Raw genomic sequence first — 18,694 nt, 5'->3', positions numbered from 1 at the left:
CTCCCTTGCGCCGTACAGTAAAGCTCGCCGCGGTTGTGCTCACGGGTTCCCTGGGCATTGCCTCGCTCGCCGCTTGCGGCGCAAAGAGCACCGACAGCACCACCGCTAGCGCGTCCGGCGGCTCCGGCCTCAAGGTCGGCATGGCCTACGACGTCGGCGGCCGTGGCGACCAGGGCTTCAACGACTCGGCTGCGGCCGGTCTTGACAAGGCCAAGACGGACTTCGGCATCCAGACCACCGAGGCCGAGGCCAAGACCGGTGAGGCGGACTCCGACAAGCAGACCCGTCTGGAGAACCTGGTCACCGCCGGTTACAACCCGATCATCGCGGTGGGCTTCGTCTACCAGACCGCGGTCGACAAGGTCGCCAAGGAGCACCCGAACGTCAAGTTCGCGATCATCGACTCCGACGACCCGTCGCAGCCGAGCAACGTGACCTCGCTGGAGTTCACCGAGCAGCAGAGCTCCTACCTGGCCGGTATCGCCGCCGCGAGCAAGACCAAGACCAAGGAGGTCGGCTTCATCGGCGGCGTCCAGTCCGAGCTGATCAAGAAGTTCGAGGCCGGTTACCGCGCGGGTGTCGCCTCCGTCGACCCGAGCATCAAGGTCGACGTGACCTACCTGACCACCCCGCCGGACTTCAGCGGCTTCAGCGACCCGGCCAAGGGCAAGGAAGCCGCCCAGGGCCAGCTCGACAAGGGTGACGACGTCATCTACGCCGCCGCCGGCGCCTCCGGCACCGGTGCGATCGAGGCCGTCGCGGCCAAGCCGGGCACCTGGGCGATCGGTGTCGACACCGACCAGGCCAAGCAGCCCGCGCTGGCCAAGTACAAGAGCAGCATCCTCACCTCGGCGCTGAAGAACGTGAACACCGCGGTGTACGCGTACATCCAGAGCATCAAGAACAACGCGCCGCTGACCGGCGTCCAGCGCTTCGACCTCAAGTCGGGCGGCGTCGGCCTGGCCACCACCGGTGGCTTCATCGACGACCTCCAGGCCAAGCTGGCTGCGGCCTCGACGGCGATCACCTCGGGTGCGACCACCGTCCCGACCGCTCCGCCGGCCGGCTGACCAGCCGCACCGCAGTAGCGAAGTAGTAACGCAGCAGGGGAGGGGCCCGGTGGGTCGCGCGTGAGCGCACTCCACCGGGCCCCTGCCTTCCCTGCCACGGATTCCAGGTGCCCCGAAGCGCCTGTCGCAGTCCCCCCGGAGCGCTCAGCGCATCCCCCGCAGCAACCTCGGCCTCCCCAGCGCAACGATGCGCCTGCTCACCCCCAGGAGATCGCCATCACCGCTTCCGAAACCTCCCTCAGCAAGGGGGGTAACCCCAGCGCGGGGACGGCGACCGCGGCCGTCGAACTGCGCGGCATCACCAAGCGCTTCCCCGGCGTCGTGGCCAACCACGACATCGACATCACCGTCCGCAGCGGCACCGTGCACGCCCTGATGGGCGAGAACGGCGCCGGCAAGTCGACGCTGATGAAGATCCTCTACGGGATGCAGCGACCGGACGAGGGCACCATCGCCATCAACGGCGAGCAGGTGGAGTTCAGCACCCCCGGTGATGCGATCGCCCGCGGTATCGGCATGGTCCACCAGCACTTCATGCTGGCGGACAACCTCACGGTGCTGGAGAACATCGTTCTCGGCGGCGAGAAGCTGCACGGCATCGGCGCCAAGGCCAAGGCGCGGATCAAGGAGATCTCCGACCAGTACGGGCTGAACGTGCGCCCCGACGCCCTGGTCGAGGACCTCGGGGTGGCCGAGCGCCAGCGCGTCGAGATCCTCAAGGTGCTCTACCGCGGCGCCCGGATCCTGATCCTGGACGAGCCGACCGCCGTGCTGGTCCCGCAGGAGGTGGACGCACTCTTCGGCAACCTGCGCGAGCTCAAGGCCGAGGGCGTCACCGTCATCTTCATCTCGCACAAGCTGCACGAGGTGCTGTCGGTCGCCGACGCGATCACCGTCATCCGCCGCGGCACCACGGTCGGCGACGCCGACCCGCAGCAGGTCACCGCCCGCGAGCTGGCCGAGCTGATGGTCGGCAGCGAGCTCCCCTCGCCGCAGAGCCGCGAGACGACCGTCACCGACGTCGAGATGCTCAAGGTCGAGGGCCTGCGGATCGCCAAGCTCGACGCCGAGGGCATCGAGCGGGTCGTCCTGGACGACATCTCGCTCACCATCCACAAGGGTGAGGTGCTCGGCATAGCCGGGGTCGAGGGCAACGGCCAGGCCGAACTGGTCGAGGCCATCATGGGCATGCTGGCGCTGGACGCCGGCACCGTCACGCTCGACGGCACGGACGTCAGCAACGAGCTGACCCGGGCCCGCCGCGAGGCCGGCATCGGCTACATCCCCGAGGACCGCCACCGGCACGGCCTGCTCCTCGAGGCCCCGCTCTGGGAGAACCGGATCCTCGGCCACGTCACCGAGTCGCCGAACTCCAAGGGCTTCCGGCTCGACCCGGCGGGCGCCCGCCAGGACACCCTGCGGATCGTCAAGGAGTACGACGTCCGCACCCCCGGCATCGAGGTCACCGCCGCCTCGCTCTCCGGTGGCAACCAGCAGAAGCTGATCATCGGCCGCGAGATGAGCCACCACCCCAAGCTGCTGATCGCCGCCCACCCCACGCGCGGCGTGGACGTCGGCGCGCAGGCGCAGATCTGGGAGCAGATCCGCGGCGCCCAGCGTGAGGGCCTGGCCGTCCTGCTGATCTCCGCCGACCTGGACGAGCTGATCGGCCTCTCCGACGCCATCCGCGTCATCTACCGCGGCAAGCTGGTCGCCGACGCCGACCCGGCCACGGTCACCGCCGAGGACCTGGGCACCGCGATGACCGGTGCGGCGCGCGGGCACATCGAGTCCGACGAGGTCGCGCTCGCCGAAGCCGCCGACGCCCCTGCGGGCCCCGCCACCACCACCGACACCGCTGCGGACGACGCGCAGGCGGGGGAGTGACCGACATGACCACGACTCAACCCACCTCGGGCGGCCTCGCGGCGCGCCTGCGCGGCATCGACCGCGAGAAGGTGCTGCTGGGCCTCGCCGCACCGGTGCTCGCCATCGTCATCTCGGTGCTGATCTGCTCGGTGCTGCTGCTGACCTCGGGCAAGAACCCGATCGACGCGTTCCACATCATGACCAGCTACGCCGCGGCCTCCGACGGGCAGGTGGCGATCCTCAACAAGGCGACCACCTACTACCTCGCCGGTGTCGCGGTGGCCTTCGGCTTCCGGATGAACCTGTTCAACATCGGCGCCGACGGCCAGTACCGCCTCGCGGCGCTGTTCGCCGCGTACGTCGGCAGCGTGGTGAACCTGCCCTCGTTCATCGAGGTGCCGCTGCTGCTGATCGTCGCGATGCTGGTCGGCGGGCTCTGGGCGGCCATCGCGGGCATCCTCAAGGTGACCCGCGGCGTCAGCGAGGTCATCTCCACCATCATGCTGAACGCGATCACCACCGCGGTGATCGGCATGCTGCTGGTGCCGGGCGTCTTCGCCCCGCACGCCAGCGAGAACAGCAACCAGATCCAGACCAAGATGATGGCGCCCTCCAGCAACTTCCTCTCGATCACCACCCAGGGCGGCTCGCTCTACGGCTTCATCATCATCGCGGTGATCGTCGGCGTGCTCTTCCAGCTGACGCTGAGCCGTACCCGCTTCGGCTTCGACCTGCGCGCCACCGGCAGCTCCGAGTCGGCGGCGGCCGCCAGCGGCGTCAACGTCAAGCGCATGGTGCTGACCAGCATGTGCGTCTCCGGCGCACTGGCCGGCCTGATCGGCATGCCGGACCTGCTGACCAACTCGCACTACTTCGGCCAGAACTTCCAGCCCGGCCTCGGCTTCATCGGTATCGCGATCGCGCTGCTGGGTCGCAACACCCCGCTCGGGATCGGCTTCGCGGCGCTGCTGTGGGCCTTCCTGGACGCCACCGCCGTGCTGCTGCCCCTGAAGGGCAACTTCCCGCCGGAGATCGTCAACGTCATGCAGGGCACCATCGTCATCTGCGTGGTGGTCGCCTACGAGCTGGTGCGCCGCTTCGGCCTCAAGCGCCAGCAGCAGAAGGTCGGCGCCCAGCTCGCCGCTCAGGCGGCCGCGGCCGCGAAGAAGGAGGTGGCGGCATGAGCACCGCAACCACGGCCCAGCCCAAGTCGGCTGCCAAGGCGTCCGGCAAGGGCGGTAAGAAGCTCTCGCTCCCCGTCGTCCTGCTGCTGATCGCCGGCGCCCTGCTGCTCTTCTCGGTGGTCGGTGCGGCCACCGGCAACCACGGCCTGACCTCCTCGGGCCAGATCACCGCGGCGCTCGGCGCGGCGGTGCCGATCGGCCTGGCCGGTCTGGGCGGCCTCTGGGCCGAGCGGGCCGGCGTGGTCAACATCGGTCTCGAAGGCATGATGGTGGCCGGCACCTTCGCCGGCGCCTGGGTGGGCTACCTGGTCAACCCGTGGGTCGGTCTGCTGGCCGGCATCGCGGCCGGCGCGCTCGGCGGCCTGCTGCACGCGGTGATCACCGTCGGCTTCGGCGTGGACCACATCGTCTCCGGCGTCGGTATCAACCTGCTGATCCCCGGCATCTGCCTGTACGTCAACCGGATCTACTTCCCGGACTACATCTCGGCCGGCGCCGGTGCCTCGCAGTCCCCGCCGACCAACTCGCTGCCCAGCATCACCATCCCCGGGCTCTCCTCCGGGCTTGCGGGCATCGAGAAGCACCACTGGTTCTTCGTCTCGGACATCGCGGGTGTGCTCGGCGGCCTGGTCACCAACCTCTCGGTGGTGACGGTGCTGGCGGCCGTGCTGCTGGTCGCGAGCTACTTCGTGCTCTGGCGCACCACCTTCGGCCTGCGGCTGCGTTCCTGCGGCGAGAACCCGATCGCGGCCGAGTCGCTGGGCGTCAACGTCTACAAGTACAAGTACATCGCGGTGATCGCCTCCGGCGGCTTCGCCGGCCTGGGCGGGGCCTACCTGTCGATGGTCGCCTCCAACGTCTTCCGGGACGGGCAGACCGGCGGCCGCGGCTACATCGGCCTGGCCGCGATGATCTTCGGCAACTGGCTGCCGGGCGGCCTGGCGCTGGGCGCCGGACTCTTCGGCTTCACCGACAGCCTCCAGCTGCGCGACCCCGACTCGGTGCACGTGCTGCTGCTGGTCGTGGCGATCATCATGCTGCTGATGGCCGTGTGGCACGCCTACCGCCGCAAGCTGGTCCCGGCGGTCGTCAGCCTCGTCGCCGCCGCCGGCCTGGCATTCTGGTACGCAGCCTCGGACGCTGTGCCGCGCCCGCTGATCGTGGCCACGCCGTACGTGATCACGTTGGTCGTGCTGGCGATGTCGGCCCAGCGCCTGCGGCCGCCGAAGGCCGACGGCCAGGTCTACCGCAAGGGTCAGGGCAAGTGACGCAAGAGCACGGCACGGCTGCCGCCCCCGACTGGGAGGCGCTGCGCGCGGCGGCCCGGGACGCGATGTCCCGGGCGTACGCCCCGTACAGCAAGTTCCCGGTCGGGGCGGCCGCCCTGGTGGACGACGGTCGCATCGTGACCGGCTGCAACGTGGAGAACGCCTCGTACGGGCTCGCGCTGTGCGCCGAGTGCGGCCTGGTCTCCGCGCTGCACGCCGGTGGCGGCGGCCGGCTGGTCGCCTTCACCTGCTGCGACGGTGCCGGCGAGCTGCTGATGCCGTGCGGCCGGTGCCGCCAGCTGCTGTACGAGCACGGCGGCCCGGGGCTGCTGGTCGACCTGCCGTCGGGCGTCAAGCCCATGACGGAGGTACTGCCGGACGCCTTCGGTCCGGAGCGCCTGTAGGTGTTCGCCTGCCGTTGCGGCTTTCTTGCCGCGTTGGTAGTGACGCGCGTAGAACGACGCGCGTAGAGTGACGCGGGGGCGGCCCTGAGCAGTGGCCGCCCCCGCGTCTTTCCTTTCCGTCCCCATCAGGAGCACCGCATGGACGCCATCTCCGTCATCAGGGCCAAGCGCGACCGCAACGAGCTGACCGACGCTCAGATCGACTGGGTGATCGACGCCTACACCCGCGGCGAGGTCGCCGACGAGCAGATGTCCGCACTGGCGATGGCCATCCTGCTGAACGGGATGAACCTGCGCGAGATCAGCCGCTGGACCGACGCGATGATCCGCTCCGGCGTCCGGATGGACTTCGCCGCGCTCGGCGTCCCGACCTCCGACAAGCACTCCACCGGCGGCGTCGGCGACAAGATCACGCTGCCGCTCGCCCCGCTGGTCGCCGCCTGCGGCGCGGCCGTCCCGCAGCTCTCCGGCCGGGGCCTCGGCCACACCGGCGGCACCCTGGACAAGCTGGAGTCCATCCCCGGCTGGCGCGCGCTGCTCAGCAACGACGAGATGATGCATGTGCTGCGCTCCGCCGGCGCGGTCATCTGCGCGGCGGGCGACGGCCTGGCCCCCGCCGACAAGAAGCTCTACGCGCTGCGTGACGTCACCGGCACGGTCGAGGCGATCCCGCTGATCGCCAGCTCGATCATGTCCAAGAAGATCGCCGAGGGCACCGGCGCGCTCGTCCTGGACGTCAAGGTCGGCTCCGGCGCCTTCATGAAGAACCTCGACGACGCCCGCGAGCTGGCCCGCACCATGGTGGGCCTGGGCCGCGGCGCCGGCGTCAACACCGTCGCGCTGCTCACCGACATGTCCACCCCGCTCGGCCTCACCGCGGGCAACGCGCTGGAGGTCCGCGAGTCGGTGGAGGTGCTGGCCGGCGGCGGCCCGGCCGACGTGGTCGAGCTGACCATCGCGCTGGCCCGCGAGATGCTGGCCGCGGCCGGCGTGCACGGCAAGGACCCGGCCGAGGCGCTCAAGGACGGCTCGGCGATGGACCACTGGCGCCGCATGATCAGCGCCCAGGGCGGCGACGTGGACGCCCCGCTGCCGGTCGCCCGCGAGCAGCACGTCATCACCGCCCCCGCCTCTGGCGTGCTCACCGCCCTGGACGCCTACGCCATCGGCGTCTGCGCCTGGCGCCTGGGCGCCGGCCGGGCCCGCAAGGAGGACCCGGTGCAGGCCGGCGCGGGCGTCGAGATGCACGCCAAGCCGGGCGACACCGTGACGGCCGGTCAGCCCCTGCTGACCCTGCACACCGACACCCCCGACCGCTACGACTACGCGATCGCCGCCCTGGAGGGCGGCGTCGAAGTCGCCCCGGCCGGCACCGAGTTCACCCCGGCACCGATCGTCCTGGACCGCATCGCGTAAGGGCCCTCCCGGAACCGGCGCCGCGCTCACCCCCTCGCCGTGGGTGAGCGCGGCGCCCTGCTGTCGGCTCCAACAAAGCCGCGCTACCCGGAAGTCGGCCGGGCCGACTTCCGGGCAGCAGTGGTCAGTTGATGGGTAGGAGAGACTTCTGACCGCCCTGGATCCCGCCCGTGTAGGCGCTGTACTCGGCGGGGCACTTCGTAAGTTGCGCTTCTCGCTCAGTGGTGAGGCCACCAGGATCACCTGCTGGCTGGCGCCCGGGCGCCGGGTCGTGCTGCTGACCGTGTTCGTGAAGACGAAGATGAGGGAGGCTGCTGAGGTCACCAGAGCGGCCTGGGCGCAGAAGATCTGCGAGGCCGAGCACGATGCGGCGCACGACGAGTTCAGCCGGGCGATCACGGAAGAGGAGCTGCGATGAACCACTCCCAGTGGAAGACCTCGCGGACGCATTCTCTGCTCGGCGAGCAGGTCGCAGAGGCCCCCGAAGTGGCTGCCGCGCGCCTGGAGATCCGCTATGCGCGGGCCTTCGGGCAGGCCCTCTACGACCGGCGTACCGAGCTGGAGCTGTCGCGGCTCGACGTGGCGGACCGGGCCGGCATGGCGCAGCATCAGATCGCGGAGATCGAGGGCGGTGACATCGTGCCGACCTTGCCGCTACTGGAGCGCCTGGCGGCGGCCCTGGAGGCTGAGCTGGACATCCACCTGGCGCCGGGCGCCGATGCCGAGGTGCGGTTCCACTCGCCGGCGGCCTGACGAGCGTCACGGACGCCTGCCTCTCTTATGACAGAAGCGGGGCCCACTCGATCCAGCGGGTCGCCATTCCTGTTCCGCCGGCCCGTCAGCCGTACAGGCGATCGCCGTACTGCGGGCCGTAGTAGACCTCCAGGTCGGCCAGCTCCTCGTCGCTCCGCTCCAGGCTCTTGGCGATCCGGGCGCGCGAGGGCGCGTCCTGCGGGGCCCAGGTCTCGGGCTTCCAGAGCGAGGAGCGCAGGAACGACTTCGAGCAGTGGTAGAAGACCTCCTCGATCTCCACCAGCAGGGCCAGTTGCGGGCGGTGGCCCTTGACGGTCATCCGGTCGAAGAACGGCGCGTCGCGGACCAGGCGGGCCCGGCCGTTGATCCGCAGCGTGTCGCCGCGGCCGGGGATCAGGAACAGCAGCCCGACCTGCGGGTTGCTCAGGATGTTGTGGAACCCGTCCGCGCGCCGGTTCCCCGGGCGCTCCGGCACGGCGATGGTGGTGTCGTCCAGGACCAGGGTGAAGCCGACCGGGTCGCCCTTCGGCGAGCTGTCGCAACTGCCGTCCGCCGCCGCCGTCGACAGCACGCAGAACGGCGAGGCCGCCAGCCACGCCTTGTCGTGCTCGTGCAGCCGGGTGCGCACCTTGCCCGCATCCCGGGAAGTCGGTGGCCCGAGCAGCTCCCGCAGCTCGTCCGCCGAGGTGATCTCCACCAATCCAGCTGTATCCATGGACACTTCCCCCTCAGCGCACGGTCCTGTCCCCCCGAGCCTAGGCACATGCATGGGGACGCCGTGCCGACCTCAGGGCTGCTTGAAGATGTCGTGTGTGCCGATGCGGCGCCAGATGACGTGCGGGTCACCGCCCTTGACGGGTGCTCCGTAGCCGAAGGTGGCTCGCCCGTCCGGAGCCCAGGTCATTTCCCAGATGCCGTCGTAACCCTGCATCTTCTTGACTCTGAGGCCGCGCCGGAAGCCGCTGCCGGCTCGGAGGTCTGCGACGAACTGTCCCATGGCGACGAGGAAGGCGGCCTTCTGCGCAGCGCTGAGGTTCTTCCAATCCCGTAGAAAATGGGCCAAGGACTCATACGTCGGCACGGCGCTTGACCTCCGCGAGGTCGAGACCGGCATCGTCGGCGAGCGACTGGAGGAAGGCGTCTCCGTCCATGAAGACGTCGCCGCGTTCGCCGTTGGCGAGCGCTTCGTCGACTTCCTGTTCCTTGGTCTGCCACTCGGGGGTCCAGAACCAGGCCTGATCGTCCGGGATGACCGAGGCGGGTGTCATGACGATCCGGCCGTCCTCCACGGCGACCACGAGGTGGTCCCCCTCCTGGAGATCGAGCAGTTCTCTTATCTCCTGCGGGATGGTGACCACGCCCTTCTTTCGCATCGGAGTGGACACGAGGTGCGGACGGCGGCGGCGCTTCAGGTCTGCCATACGGTAAGTCTACCTGGCAGAAAGTCTGCCGAGTGGGGTGCTCAGGCATACGTCAGCAGCTCGCCGGTGTCGAGCGTCCAGGGGCCGACGGCGATCTTGTCGCCGAAGACGAACTTCTCGCGGGCGGCGTAGCCGGGCTGGGAGTGCACGATTCCGGTGCCGTCCCGTGGGTCGACCAGGAGGTAGAGCGGGATGCCCATCGTGGCGTAGTCGCGGACCTTGGCGTCGTAGGCGCGGGAGGGGGTGGACCAGGGGACCACTTCGGTGACCAGGAGAACCGAGCGCGGTTCCTCCGCTTCGCCTGGTGCCACCGTGACGTCCGGTCGGTACAGCCGTCCCAGTCCCGGGCACTCCAGGGTGCTGCCAAGGCGGACGGTGTGCCGGGGATGGGTGTGGGGGAGTCGGGTGCGCAGCTGGTCGGCGATGTGGTGCGCCACTGTGGTGTGGGCGGCCGTCGGGGGCAGGCTCAGCAGTACCTGGCCGTCGGCGATTTCGACTTTTCCGTAGGCCGCCACCTGCTCGGCGGCTGCGCGGAACCTGGCGTACGTCGCCGGATCGGTGGTCATGTCCGGAGGGTAGCCGCGGCCGGGCTGCGGCGACTCGGCGTCGCGCGCCAGGTCGCGTACAGGGTGACGGCTGCTGCCAGGGCCATCGCGGCCAGGCCGACGGTGGCCGAGCCGGGCCAGCCGACCGAGTGGTAGGCGTCGGCGCCGAGGGTGCCGCCGAGGCTGTTGCCGAGGTAGTAGGCGATCAGGTAGAGCGCGGAGGCCTGGGCGCGGCCGTGGGTGGCGGTGCGGCCGACCGAGGACGAGGCGGTGGCGTGGCCGACGAAGAAGCCCGCGGTGATCAGGACGAGCCCGAGCAGCGCGCCTAGCAGCGAGTCGGCCAGCGAGAGCAGCAGGCCGCCGGCCGTCAGTCCGATCGCGACGTAGAGGGCGCCGCGCCGGCCCAGGCGGGCGGCGAGGCGGCCGGCGCCGGCCGAGGAGGCGGTGCCGACCAGGTAGACCACGAAGATCGAGGCGGCCATCGACTGCGGGAGGTGGAACGGCGCGGCGACCAGCCGGAAACCGACCGTGTTGTAGACCGCGCCGAAGACCGCCATGAAGAGCATGCCGAGCGCGTACAGCCGCAGCAGCAGCGGATTGTGCAGGTGGGCGGAGACCGTACGGGACAGCGCGCGGGCGTCCACGGGGGTGCGCCTGAAGTGCCGGGCGGCGGGGATCAGCAGGCGGAACGCGGCAGCGGCGAGCAGCGCGAGCAGGGCGGAGGCGGCGAGCCCCCAGCGCCAGCCGAAGCCGGCGCCGACCCAGCCGGAGACCAGTCGGCCGCCCATGCCGCCGATGCTGTTGCCGGCCACGTACAGGCCCATCGCCGAGGCGAGCGCGCTCGGGTGGACCTCTTCGGCGAGGTAGGCCATGGCGGTGGCGGGCAGTCCGGCCAGCGCCGCGCCCTGCAGGACGCGCAGGGTGACCAGGGCGCCGAGCCCGGGGGCGAACGGCAGGGCCAGCGCGATCACCGAGGCGGCGACCACCGAGCCGGTCATCACGGCGGTGCGCCCGTACCGGTCGGAGAGCGCGCTGGCCGGCAGCAGGGCCAGGGCGAGCCCGAGGGTGGCCGCCGAGGCGGTCCAACTGGCTTGGCCGGGCGTGAGGTTGAGGTCGGCCGAGAGTAGCGGCAGCAGGCCCTGGGTGGAGTAGAGCAGAACGAAGGTGGCGATGCCGGCGGCGAACAGCGCGAGGTTGGAGCGCTTGAAGTCGCGCTGCCCGGGCCGCAGTCGCAGGTCGCCGGTCGGGGCAGCAGAGTCAGCAGTGTCAGTCGGGACGGCGGCGGCGTTGGTGTCGGCGGGAGTGGTCGCGGTGCGGGCACCCGGCGCGGCGGCGACGGCTGCCCCGGGTAGGGCGGGAGGCATGGCGACGACGCTAGACCCGGCCGCGCTGATGCGTCCAATACATCAGTCGACGACAATTCATGCTGTGACGTATGAAGAGCGCTCCCCCCGCCCCGCCGAACTCGACCCGGACGCCGCCGCGGTGCTGCTGGCCCCAAAGCTGGCCCAGTTCGCGGCGGTGGCCCGGCTCGAACACGTCACCCGGGCCGCCCAGTTGCTCGGGATGCCGCAGCCCACGCTGTCCCGCGCGGTGGCCCGCCTGGAGGACGAACTCGGCGTCGCGCTGCTGGCCCGGCAGGGCCGTACGGTCCGGCTCACCCGGGCCGGGCGGCTGCTGCTGGGCTCGGTGGAGCGGGCGCTGGCCGAGATCGAGCGCGGCGCGGAGGCGGTGCGCGCCGAGGCGGATCCGGCGTCCGGGCGGGTGGCCTTCGGGTTCCTCCACACCCTGGGGACGGACGCCGTCCCCGCGCTGCTGCGCGGGTTTCGCACCGACCATCCGCAGGTGCGCTTCCAGCTCGTGCAGGACTACGTGGCCGCGATGCTCGGCCGGATGCGGGCCGGCGAGCTGGATCTCTGCCTGGTCTCGCCGATCCCGGACGACCCTGACGTGATCGTCCGTCCGCTGGACGAGCAGCGGCTCTACCTGGCGGTGCCCTCCGACCACCGCTTGGCGGGGCGGCGCCGGATCCGGCTGGCGGAGGTTGCCGAAGAGCCGTTCGTCGCGGTCGAGCAGGGCTACGGGCTGCGGTCGATCACCGACGACTTCTGCGCGCAGGCGGGGTTCGCGCCGCGGATCGCCTTCGAGGGGGAGGAGGCGGAGACGCTGCGCGGGCTGGTCGCCGTCGGCCTCGGCGTGGCGCTGCTGCCACCGGGGCTGGCGCCGCGCCCGGGGGTGGTGGACCTGGAGGTGACCGCGCCGCGGACCAGGCGGGCGATCGGCCTGGCCTGGTCGGCGGGCCGGCCGCTGACGCCGCCGGTCGAGGCGTTCCGGGATTTCGTGCTCTCCCGCCGCGGCCGACTGCTGGACCACGACTGAAGCCGACTGAGCAGCGCGGGAGGTCCGCGTGGCGGGTAGGATTCTACGCGCGTAGGCGCTACACTCCCGCAATGGAAAAGCAGATCTCTGTTCCCGCGGGCACCACGGCCCCGCGCATCCCCACCGCCGACCAGATCAAGCGCGCGCCCAAGGTGCTGCTGCACGACCACCTGGACGGCGGCCTCCGCCCCGAGACCATCGTCGAACTGGCGGCCGCCTGCGGCTACCAGGGGCTCCCCACCACCGACCCGGTCAAGCTGGGCATCTGGTTCCGCGAGGCCGCCGACTCCGGCTCGCTGGTCCGCTACCTGGAGACCTTCGCCCACACCTGCGCCGTCATGCAGACCCGCGAGGCGCTGGTCCGGGTCGCCGCCGACTGCGCCGAGGACCTGGCCGCCGACGGCGTGGTGTACGCCGAGGTGCGCTACGCCCCCGAGCAGCACCTGGAGGCCGGGCTGACCCTCGACGAGGTCGTCGAGGCGGTCAACGAGGGCTTCCGCCTCGGCGAGGCCACCGCCAAGGCGAACGGCCACCGGATCCGGGTCGGCACCCTGCTCACCGCGATGCGGCACGCCGCCCGCTCGCAGGAGATCGCCGAGCTGGCCAACCGCTTCCGCGACCAGGGCGTGGTGGGCTTCGACATCGCCGGCGCCGAGGCCGGCCACCCGCCGACCCGCCACCAGGGCGCCTTCGATTACCTCAAGGGCGAGAACAACCACTTCACCATCCACGCCGGCGAGGCCTTCGGTCTGCCCTCGATCTGGGAGGCCCTGCAGTGCTGCGGCGCCGACCGGCTCGGCCACGGCGTGCGGATCATCGACGACATCACCGTGCACGACGACGGCACCGTCACGCTCGGCCGGCTGGCCGCGTACGTGCGCGACAAGCGGATCCCGCTGGAGATGTGCCCGACCTCCAACCTGCAGACCGCGGCCGCGACTTCGTACGCCGAGCACCCGATCGGGCTGCTCAGCCGCCTGAAGTTCCGGATCACCGTGAACACCGACAACCGGCTGATGAGCGGGACCAGCATGAGCCAGGAGTTCGCCCACCTGGTGGAGGCCTTCGGCTACACGCTGGACGACATGTCCTGGTTCTCGACCAACGCGATGAAGTCCGCCTTCCTCCCGTTCGACGAGCGGCTTGCCATGATCAACGACGTGATCAAGCCGGGCTACGCGGAGCTCAAGGCCGAGTGGCTGTTCGGTGGCGTGGTCTGACGCGCGGTCTGACACATGGTCTGACGAGACGTCAGATCGCTTGGCCAATAGGTTGATCGGACTGTCCGACGAGTAACCCGAACGGGTTACACGCCTTTGGCCCACGCGCAGCACAGTGTCTACGGTGTGCCCCAGTCACTGATGACACGGTGCAGCGGCGTCCGCTCGGCGGCCGCCTCGGCGATCGCCCTGGCGGCCGTCCGTGCGCCGGCCCGACGAGGACACGAGGACGCACTCATGAAGCAGGCCACACTCAAGGTCGCCGGTACCGCGGCGCTCGGCGTTGCCATCGCTGCGGTCGCGGCCGGTTCCGCATCCGCCGCAGCCGGCACCGGCGGCCTCGGGCTCGGTGTCCCGCTGCAGGACACCGGCAGCCTGACCGGTGCCACCACCAGCAGCCTCAGCAAGACCCCGGCGGTCGGCGGCCCGGTCGCCCAGACCATGGGCACCCTCAACCCGAGCGCCGGCGCCCAGGCGCCCGCTGCGGACGCCGCGCCCGCCGGTGGCAACCGCGCGGCCGGGCTGCCGACCAACGCGCTGACCGGCGTGGCCGGCAAGGCGCAGAGCCCGGTCACCGGCCTGCTCGGTGGCGCTGTCCCGGTCAGCGGCGGCCTGCCGGGCCTCGGCGGCAGCTGAGCCCCGGCAGGCCGCCGCTGACCGACCGGTCTCAGCCGCCTCTTCCGAACGGGCCGTTCATCCTGCGCCAGCGGGGTGGCGGCCCGTTCGGCGTGCCGGGCGGCCTGGTAGGCGGGCATCAGGGTTACTGGGGGAGCAGCGGCCTGGTAGGCGGGCATCAGGGCTCCTGCGGGAGCAGCAGCCAGAGCGCCAGGTAGATCAGGAACTGCGGGCCGGGCAGCAGGCAGGATGCCAGGAAGATCAGCCGCACCGTCCACGCGGTGAGGCCGAAGCGCTCGGCCACCCCGGCGCAGACGCCGGCGATGACGCGGTTGTGGCGGGGGCGGGCGAGGGTGCGCATGACGGTCTCCGAGTGGTTGCCGGCCCTGTTCCGGCTGCTCCGGGGGCCTGTGACCATCCTGCGACCGCGGGCCGGCGCGAGCGTCGGCCGTTGTGCCGATCCGCGACCCCGGAGTCTTCCCGGGGTGTCCGGGCCGCGTCTCGGGGTCGTCCTCGGGGTCGGGCCCCGAGAGCGCGCCGCCCACGCGCCGCCCGCACGGTCAGCTTCGGCCGGCCTTGACCGCGCTCAGCGGCCGCGGGTCCACAGCCGGCCGCAGCTGCACGGCCGACGGGGTGGTGGCGGGGCGTACGTCGGGGTGCCGTACGTCGGGGTGCTGCACGTCGGGGTGCCGGACGAGCGGGCGCATCGGCGCGGCGGCGGGCGGGCTGGGCAGGTCAACTGGTGCACCGACCGGCGTGCGCTCCCGCGCGAGGCGCGCACGCAGCAGCGCGCGCCCGGCGGGCACCAGGACCAGGTGCACCGCCCCGGCGCCGAGCGCCGGGAGCAGCATGTCGTCGACGTTCAGCACCCGGCCCGCCCAGGAGGTCTCGACGAACTCCAGCGCAGTGGCGATCACTACGGTGGCCCCGACCACCTGCGCCCAGGAGGACAGCCAGGCCGTCCGCAGCCGTCCCCCCGCCAGCGGCAGCAGGACGCCCAGCGGCGCCAGCGGCAGCAGCCCGTCCGCCAGCCGCCGCAGCCCGGCGAGCCCGCCGGTCTCGAAGGCCCGGTCGACCGAGCCGAACGGCGTCAGGTTGGTGTCGTACGCCCAGGCGGTCGTAGCGGGACGCAGCGCCAGCCAGCCCATCAGGCAGAGGTAGAGCCCGAGCAGCACCAGCCCCGCGGTGCGGACCGTCCGGGACACCGGGTCGGCGGGCGCCCCGCCCGGTGGGTGCTCCGGGACGGGCGAAGCACCGAGCCCCGGCAGGGCTGCTACGGCCTGTCGACGGTTCTCGATCCGCACGCTGTCGCGCGCTCCTCGCGCGCTGGTGCCATCTCGCTGCACGTCCCCGAGGACGCGGTGACCGGGCGTCGCGGTTCCCCGCCCGCTCCGCGGACACCCGCACCCGCTCTGCTCACCCGCAGGTCGGCAGGGTGCTCGGGCTGGGAGTGGCCGTGGGGACGGCGCTGAAGAGGCTGCCGCCCGGTGTGATCCCACCCGCCGCAGCGGGGATGGGAGCGGGCGCGGCGGCGGGCGTGGAGGCGGTGCCGGTCGGTCGCGCGGTCGGCCGGGTGCCGCGCGTTCCGGGCAGCGGGTGCCCCGGAGTGATCACGACGCCCATCGCCGGACTGCTCGCAGCAGCCGGCACCTGCAGCGGGGTGGGGCAGGCCGTCCGGCTGGCGGGTGCGCCGGCGTCGACCGGGATCGCCGTCGGGCGGATCCCGCAGCCGGTGGCGAGCAGCGCCGTCAGCGCCGCCAGGCCCAGCGGCCCGACCCAGCGCGCCGCTCCTCCGGGCCGCCCGGGCGCCGCCGTCCGGTCCAGCTGACCGACCCCGTTTGGCCGACCAGCCCCGCTTGGCCGACCAACCCTGTGCAGTCGACTCACCGCCCCGACCTCCGCTCTGATCCGTCAGACGGCCCTGCCGCCCCTGCCGCTCCATCCTCGCCTGCCGACTCGCCGCCGCCCGGTTCGGGGGGTGTCAGCGGCAGGGTCAGCGTGAAGACCGCGCCGCCCCCGGCCTCGCCCGGTGCGTTGGCCGCGGTGATGGTGCCGCCGTGGATCTGGGCGTTGGCCATCGCGATCGAGAGCCCGAGCCCGCTGCCCTCCGAGCGCGCGCGGCCCTTGTCGGCCTTGTAGAACCGGTCGAAGACATGCGGCAGCACGTCCTGCGGGATGCCGGGCCCGCTGTCCGAGACGGCGACCACGATCCGGTCCGGCAGCTCGGTGACCTTGACCCGTACCGGCGAGCCGCCGTGCTTGAGCGCGTTGCCGATCAGGTTGGCGAAGACCACGTCGAGCCGGCGCGGGTCGACCACCGCCAGCACCCCGCGCGGGGCGTCCACCTCGACGGCGTCGTACCAGGCCCGGCCGTCGATGCAGGACATGATCAGGTCGGCGATGTCCATCTCGTCCGCGACCAGCCTGGCGGTGCCCGCGTCGAAGCGGGTCACCTCCATCAGGTTCTCCACCAGGTCGGAGAGCCGCCGGGTCTCGCTGACCACCAGCCGGACGGCCGGCTCGATCATCGGGTCCAGCGAGTCGGCCTCGTCCTCCAGGATGTCGGTGACCGCGGTCATCGCGGTGAGCGGGGTGCGCAGCTCGTGCGACATGTCGGCGACGAACCGCCGGCTCTGCGCCTCGCGCGCGCTCAACTCCTCGACCTGGTTGAACAGTGCCTCGGCTGTCTTGTTGAACGTCCTCGCCAGGTCGGAGAGTTCGTCGGCGCCACTGACCTCCAGTCGGGTGTCCAGCTGCCCCTCGCCCAGTTTCCTTGCGGCGTCGGCAAGTTGGCGGACCGGACGAAGGACGGTCGCCGAGGCGCCCTGGGCCAGCAGGGTCGCCGCGATCAGCGCCAGCAGCGTGGCGACGGCCAACGACCAGCCCAGCGTGTTGAGATCGGCCCGCTCGTTGTCCAGCGACTTGAACATGTACGCCGTCAGCCCGGTCGGCACGATCTGCGTCCCGCCCACCACGAACGGCTCGCCGTCCAGGTTCACCCGCTGCCAGTAGAGGTGGTGGGCGAACTGGTTCTCCGGCCCGGTCGGCCGGGTCCTGGCGACGGCGGTCATCAGGGCCGGCGGCACCTGGTCGATGGTGAACCGCGCGGTCGAACTCGCCGTGCAGCCCGGCCGGCTGCTGTCCACCACGACCACGCTGTAGTTCAGCCCGAAGGTCGCCACATCGGAGGCGAACTGGGCGAGATCGGAGCAGCTCGCGCCGGGCGGCAGGTTGGAGACGTTGCGGGTCAGCGAGGCCCGGAAGTCGATCAGCGCGTTGTCCTGGGCACGCTTGAGCACCGCGTCCCGGTTGAGCCAGTAGGCGATGCCGGAGGCGGAGGAGGCGGCGGCCAGGGCCACCACGGCGAACACCGCGACCAGCCGTACGCGAAGCGAGCTCAGCCGGAGCCGCCGCCGCCACAGGCCGGTGGCCAGGCGGCGGCCGTTCTGTTGGTCAGTCACGTGTCGGATTCGCTATCAGCAGAGGCGGTCAGGCGGGCGGGTCCAGACGATAGCCGACGCCGCGCACGGTGCGAATCAGAGTCGGGGCCGAGGGCACGTCCTCCACCTTGGCCCGCAGCCGCTGGACGCAGGCGTCCACCAGACGGGAGTCACCGAGGTAGTCGTGCTCCCAGACCAGCCGCAGCAGCTGCTGGCGGGAGAGCGCCTGACCGGGCCGGCGGCTGAGCTCCAGCAGCAGCCGCAGCTCGGTCGGGGTCAGCTGGAGGTCCTCGCCGTCCTTGGTGACGGTCATCGCCGAGCGGTCGATCACCACCGAGCCGTACGCGGAGGAGTCCGAGTTCTCCCGCTCGCCGCGCCGCAGCACGGCGCGGATCCGGGCGTCCAGGACACGCGGCTGGACCGGCTTGACCACGTAGTCGTCGGCGCCGGACTCCAGGCCGACCACCACGTCGATGTCGTCCGAGCGCGCGGTCAGCAGGATGATCGGCAGTTGGTCGCTGCGGCGGATCCGGCGGCAGACCTCGAAGCCGTCGATTCCGGGCAGCATCACGTCCAGCACGATGAGGTCGGGCCGCTGCTCCTTGAAGAGTCGCAGGCCGTCTTCGCCGGAGGCTGCGGCGGCCACACGGTGGCCCTGGCGGGTGAGAGCGAGTTCGAGGCCGGTCCGGATGGCGTCGTCGTCCTCGATCAGAAGGAGGAAAGGCACTCGCTCATTCTGGCTCACTCGGTGAGCCCCGGGAACCGCCGGGCGGGGACCGGCGTCTCCCAGTCCGACCGGAGGTACGGGACCAAGGACCCTCGCCTTGTGACACCGCTGTGACAGTTGGGGGACACGGCCAAGACGGGCGGCAGGCAGGATTTTCCATGTCGCCGCAGACGGACGGCAGCGGAGCGGCTCGAAGGAGCAGCTCAGCGGCCCCCGGGACGGCGACGGGGAAAGAACCCGCTCGTACCGATCATGGGGGCGCACGATGAACGCAACGCTTCAGACCCGGGGCATCTCGGATGCACACAACCCGGCCGTCCGCGGCGCTCGTCCGTCGGGCCGCACCCGGATCGAGCACTGCACGGGGGCCCGCCGAGTGGGCG

General features: G+C 71.6%; 20 protein-coding genes and 1 pseudogene. 12 read left to right on the top strand and 9 right to left on the bottom strand.

Annotated features, from left to right (window positions below):
- Nucleotides 1-5 precede the first annotated feature (5 nt).
- The 8 genes and pseudogenes from P3T34_RS15525 to P3T34_RS15490 all read left to right on the top strand — a co-directional run bounded on the left by P3T34_RS15525 (nt 6) and on the right by P3T34_RS15490 (nt 7,964).
- Nucleotides 6-1,070, top strand: coding sequence for a BMP family ABC transporter substrate-binding protein (locus P3T34_RS15525; protein WP_280666625.1), 1,065 nt, complete (start codon nt 6-8; stop codon nt 1,068-1,070).
- 288 nt (nt 1,071-1,358) lie between these two features.
- Entirely contained in the window at nt 1,359-2,957 is a 1,599-nt protein-coding gene (locus P3T34_RS15520; protein WP_280672124.1) for an ABC transporter ATP-binding protein, read from the top strand.
- A gap of 5 nt (nt 2,958-2,962) precedes the next feature.
- Nucleotides 2,963-4,123, top strand: a complete 1,161-nt coding sequence (locus P3T34_RS15515) for an ABC transporter permease (protein ID WP_280666624.1) — start codon at nt 2,963-2,965, stop codon at nt 4,121-4,123.
- The gene (locus tag P3T34_RS15510; RefSeq protein ID WP_280666623.1) at nt 4,120-5,391 is read left to right on the top strand and encodes an ABC transporter permease; all 1,272 of its coding nucleotides are present in this window, start codon (nt 4,120-4,122) and stop codon (nt 5,389-5,391) included. The genes P3T34_RS15515 and P3T34_RS15510 overlap by 4 nt, the downstream gene beginning before the upstream one ends.
- On the top strand, nt 5,388-5,795 hold the full coding sequence (locus P3T34_RS15505; protein WP_280666622.1) for a cytidine deaminase: 408 nt from the start codon (nt 5,388-5,390) through the stop codon (nt 5,793-5,795). The genes P3T34_RS15510 and P3T34_RS15505 overlap by 4 nt, the downstream gene beginning before the upstream one ends.
- Before the next feature lie 138 nt (nt 5,796-5,933).
- Entirely contained in the window at nt 5,934-7,211 is a 1,278-nt protein-coding gene (locus P3T34_RS15500) for a thymidine phosphorylase (RefSeq protein ID WP_280666621.1), read from the top strand.
- Nucleotides 7,212-7,395: 184 nt separating this feature from the next.
- Nucleotides 7,396-7,629 (top strand): annotated as a pseudogene (locus P3T34_RS15495) (type II toxin-antitoxin system RelE/ParE family toxin); the annotation flags it as partial.
- Complete coding sequence (locus P3T34_RS15490; protein ID WP_280666620.1) at nt 7,626-7,964, top strand: helix-turn-helix domain-containing protein; 339 nt, start codon at nt 7,626-7,628, stop codon at nt 7,962-7,964. The pseudogene P3T34_RS15495 and the gene P3T34_RS15490, both read left to right, overlap by 4 nt.
- Nucleotides 7,965-8,049: 85 nt before the next feature.
- Here P3T34_RS15490 and P3T34_RS15485 read toward each other — a convergent pair whose 3' ends face one another.
- The 5 genes from P3T34_RS15485 to P3T34_RS15465 form a co-directional block, all read right to left on the bottom strand.
- Nucleotides 8,050-8,679 (bottom strand): pyridoxamine 5'-phosphate oxidase family protein, encoded by a 630-nt coding sequence (locus tag P3T34_RS15485; RefSeq protein WP_280666619.1) that lies wholly within the window; start codon nt 8,677-8,679, stop codon nt 8,050-8,052.
- A 72-nt stretch (nt 8,680-8,751) separates the two neighbouring features.
- Complete coding sequence (locus P3T34_RS15480; protein ID WP_280666618.1) at nt 8,752-9,045, bottom strand: hypothetical protein; 294 nt, start codon at nt 9,043-9,045, stop codon at nt 8,752-8,754.
- Nucleotides 9,032-9,385 (bottom strand): AbrB/MazE/SpoVT family DNA-binding domain-containing protein, encoded by a 354-nt coding sequence (locus P3T34_RS15475; protein WP_280666617.1) that lies wholly within the window; start codon nt 9,383-9,385, stop codon nt 9,032-9,034. Before P3T34_RS15475 ends, P3T34_RS15480 begins: the two co-directional genes overlap by 14 nt.
- A 41-nt stretch (nt 9,386-9,426) precedes the next feature.
- Nucleotides 9,427-9,951 (bottom strand): Uma2 family endonuclease, encoded by a 525-nt coding sequence (locus tag P3T34_RS15470; RefSeq protein ID WP_280666616.1) that lies wholly within the window; start codon nt 9,949-9,951, stop codon nt 9,427-9,429.
- Nucleotides 9,948-11,294 (bottom strand): MFS transporter, encoded by a 1,347-nt coding sequence (locus tag P3T34_RS15465; protein ID WP_280666615.1) that lies wholly within the window; start codon nt 11,292-11,294, stop codon nt 9,948-9,950. The genes P3T34_RS15470 and P3T34_RS15465 overlap by 4 nt, the downstream gene beginning before the upstream one ends.
- Nucleotides 11,295-11,358: 64 nt before the next feature.
- Here P3T34_RS15465 and P3T34_RS15460 point away from each other — a divergent pair, with 64 nt between their 5' ends.
- From P3T34_RS15460 to P3T34_RS15450, 3 genes are all read left to right on the top strand, one after another.
- Entirely contained in the window at nt 11,359-12,309 is a 951-nt protein-coding gene (locus tag P3T34_RS15460; protein WP_280666614.1) for a LysR family transcriptional regulator, read from the top strand.
- A 71-nt stretch (nt 12,310-12,380) separates the two neighbouring features.
- Complete coding sequence (locus P3T34_RS15455) at nt 12,381-13,529, top strand: adenosine deaminase (RefSeq protein WP_280666613.1); 1,149 nt, start codon at nt 12,381-12,383, stop codon at nt 13,527-13,529.
- 237 nt (nt 13,530-13,766) lie between these two features.
- Nucleotides 13,767-14,165, top strand: a complete 399-nt coding sequence (locus P3T34_RS15450; RefSeq protein WP_280666612.1) for an ATP-binding protein — start codon at nt 13,767-13,769, stop codon at nt 14,163-14,165.
- A 157-nt stretch (nt 14,166-14,322) separates the two neighbouring features.
- On the opposite strand, the gene P3T34_RS15445 is transcribed toward P3T34_RS15450, so the two are convergent.
- Nucleotides 14,323-14,505, bottom strand: a complete 183-nt coding sequence (locus tag P3T34_RS15445; protein WP_280666611.1) for a PspC domain-containing protein — start codon at nt 14,503-14,505, stop codon at nt 14,323-14,325.
- Nucleotides 14,506-14,704: 199 nt separating this feature from the next.
- Nucleotides 14,705-15,448, bottom strand: coding sequence for a VanZ family protein (locus tag P3T34_RS15440; protein ID WP_280666610.1), 744 nt, complete (start codon nt 15,446-15,448; stop codon nt 14,705-14,707).
- Nucleotides 15,449-15,579: 131 nt separating this feature from the next.
- Between P3T34_RS15440 and P3T34_RS15435 the strand changes: the two genes are divergently transcribed.
- Nucleotides 15,580-15,972, top strand: coding sequence for a hypothetical protein (locus tag P3T34_RS15435; protein WP_280666609.1), 393 nt, complete (start codon nt 15,580-15,582; stop codon nt 15,970-15,972).
- A 55-nt stretch (nt 15,973-16,027) separates the two neighbouring features.
- Here the strand turns inward: P3T34_RS15435 and P3T34_RS15430 are convergent, their stop codons facing one another.
- Both P3T34_RS15430 and P3T34_RS15425 read right to left on the bottom strand, forming a co-directional pair.
- Nucleotides 16,028-17,605: a HAMP domain-containing sensor histidine kinase gene (locus P3T34_RS15430; RefSeq protein WP_280666608.1), complete on the bottom strand. Its 1,578-nt coding sequence runs from the start codon at nt 17,603-17,605 to the stop codon at nt 16,028-16,030.
- A gap of 28 nt (nt 17,606-17,633) precedes the next feature.
- Nucleotides 17,634-18,311: a response regulator transcription factor gene (locus P3T34_RS15425; protein ID WP_266297047.1), complete on the bottom strand. Its 678-nt coding sequence runs from the start codon at nt 18,309-18,311 to the stop codon at nt 17,634-17,636.
- Nucleotides 18,312-18,694: the final 383 nt, after the last annotated feature.

The sequence above is a fragment of the Kitasatospora sp. MAP12-44 genome (genome assembly GCF_029892095.1).
Lineage (GTDB): Bacteria > Actinomycetota > Actinomycetes > Streptomycetales > Streptomycetaceae > Kitasatospora.
Note: the sequence above shows the minus strand (reverse complement) of the source record. Positions and strands in the feature narration are given on the sequence as shown.

Bases quoted from the DNA above. Each gene is read 5' to 3' on its own strand.
- P3T34_RS15515 (WP_280666624.1), top strand. From the start codon at position 2,963: ATGACCACGACTCAACCCACCTCGGGCGGCCTCGCGGCGCGCCTGCGC.
- P3T34_RS15510 (WP_280666623.1), top strand. From the start codon at position 4,120: ATGAGCACCGCAACCACGGCCCAGCCCAAGTCGGCTGCCAAGGCGTCC.
- P3T34_RS15500 (WP_280666621.1), top strand. From the start codon at position 5,934: ATGGACGCCATCTCCGTCATCAGGGCCAAGCGCGACCGCAACGAGCTG.
- P3T34_RS15490 (WP_280666620.1), top strand. From the start codon at position 7,626: ATGAACCACTCCCAGTGGAAGACCTCGCGGACGCATTCTCTGCTCGGC.
- P3T34_RS15485 (WP_280666619.1), bottom strand. From the start codon at position 8,679: ATGGATACAGCTGGATTGGTGGAGATCACCTCGGCGGACGAGCTGCGG.
- P3T34_RS15475 (WP_280666617.1), bottom strand. From the start codon at position 9,385: ATGGCAGACCTGAAGCGCCGCCGCCGTCCGCACCTCGTGTCCACTCCG.
- P3T34_RS15470 (WP_280666616.1), bottom strand. From the start codon at position 9,951: ATGACCACCGATCCGGCGACGTACGCCAGGTTCCGCGCAGCCGCCGAG.
- P3T34_RS15465 (WP_280666615.1), bottom strand. From the start codon at position 11,294: ATGCCTCCCGCCCTACCCGGGGCAGCCGTCGCCGCCGCGCCGGGTGCC.
- P3T34_RS15455 (WP_280666613.1), top strand. From the start codon at position 12,381: ATGGAAAAGCAGATCTCTGTTCCCGCGGGCACCACGGCCCCGCGCATC.
- P3T34_RS15450 (WP_280666612.1), top strand. From the start codon at position 13,767: ATGAAGCAGGCCACACTCAAGGTCGCCGGTACCGCGGCGCTCGGCGTT.
- P3T34_RS15445 (WP_280666611.1), bottom strand. From the start codon at position 14,505: ATGCGCACCCTCGCCCGCCCCCGCCACAACCGCGTCATCGCCGGCGTC.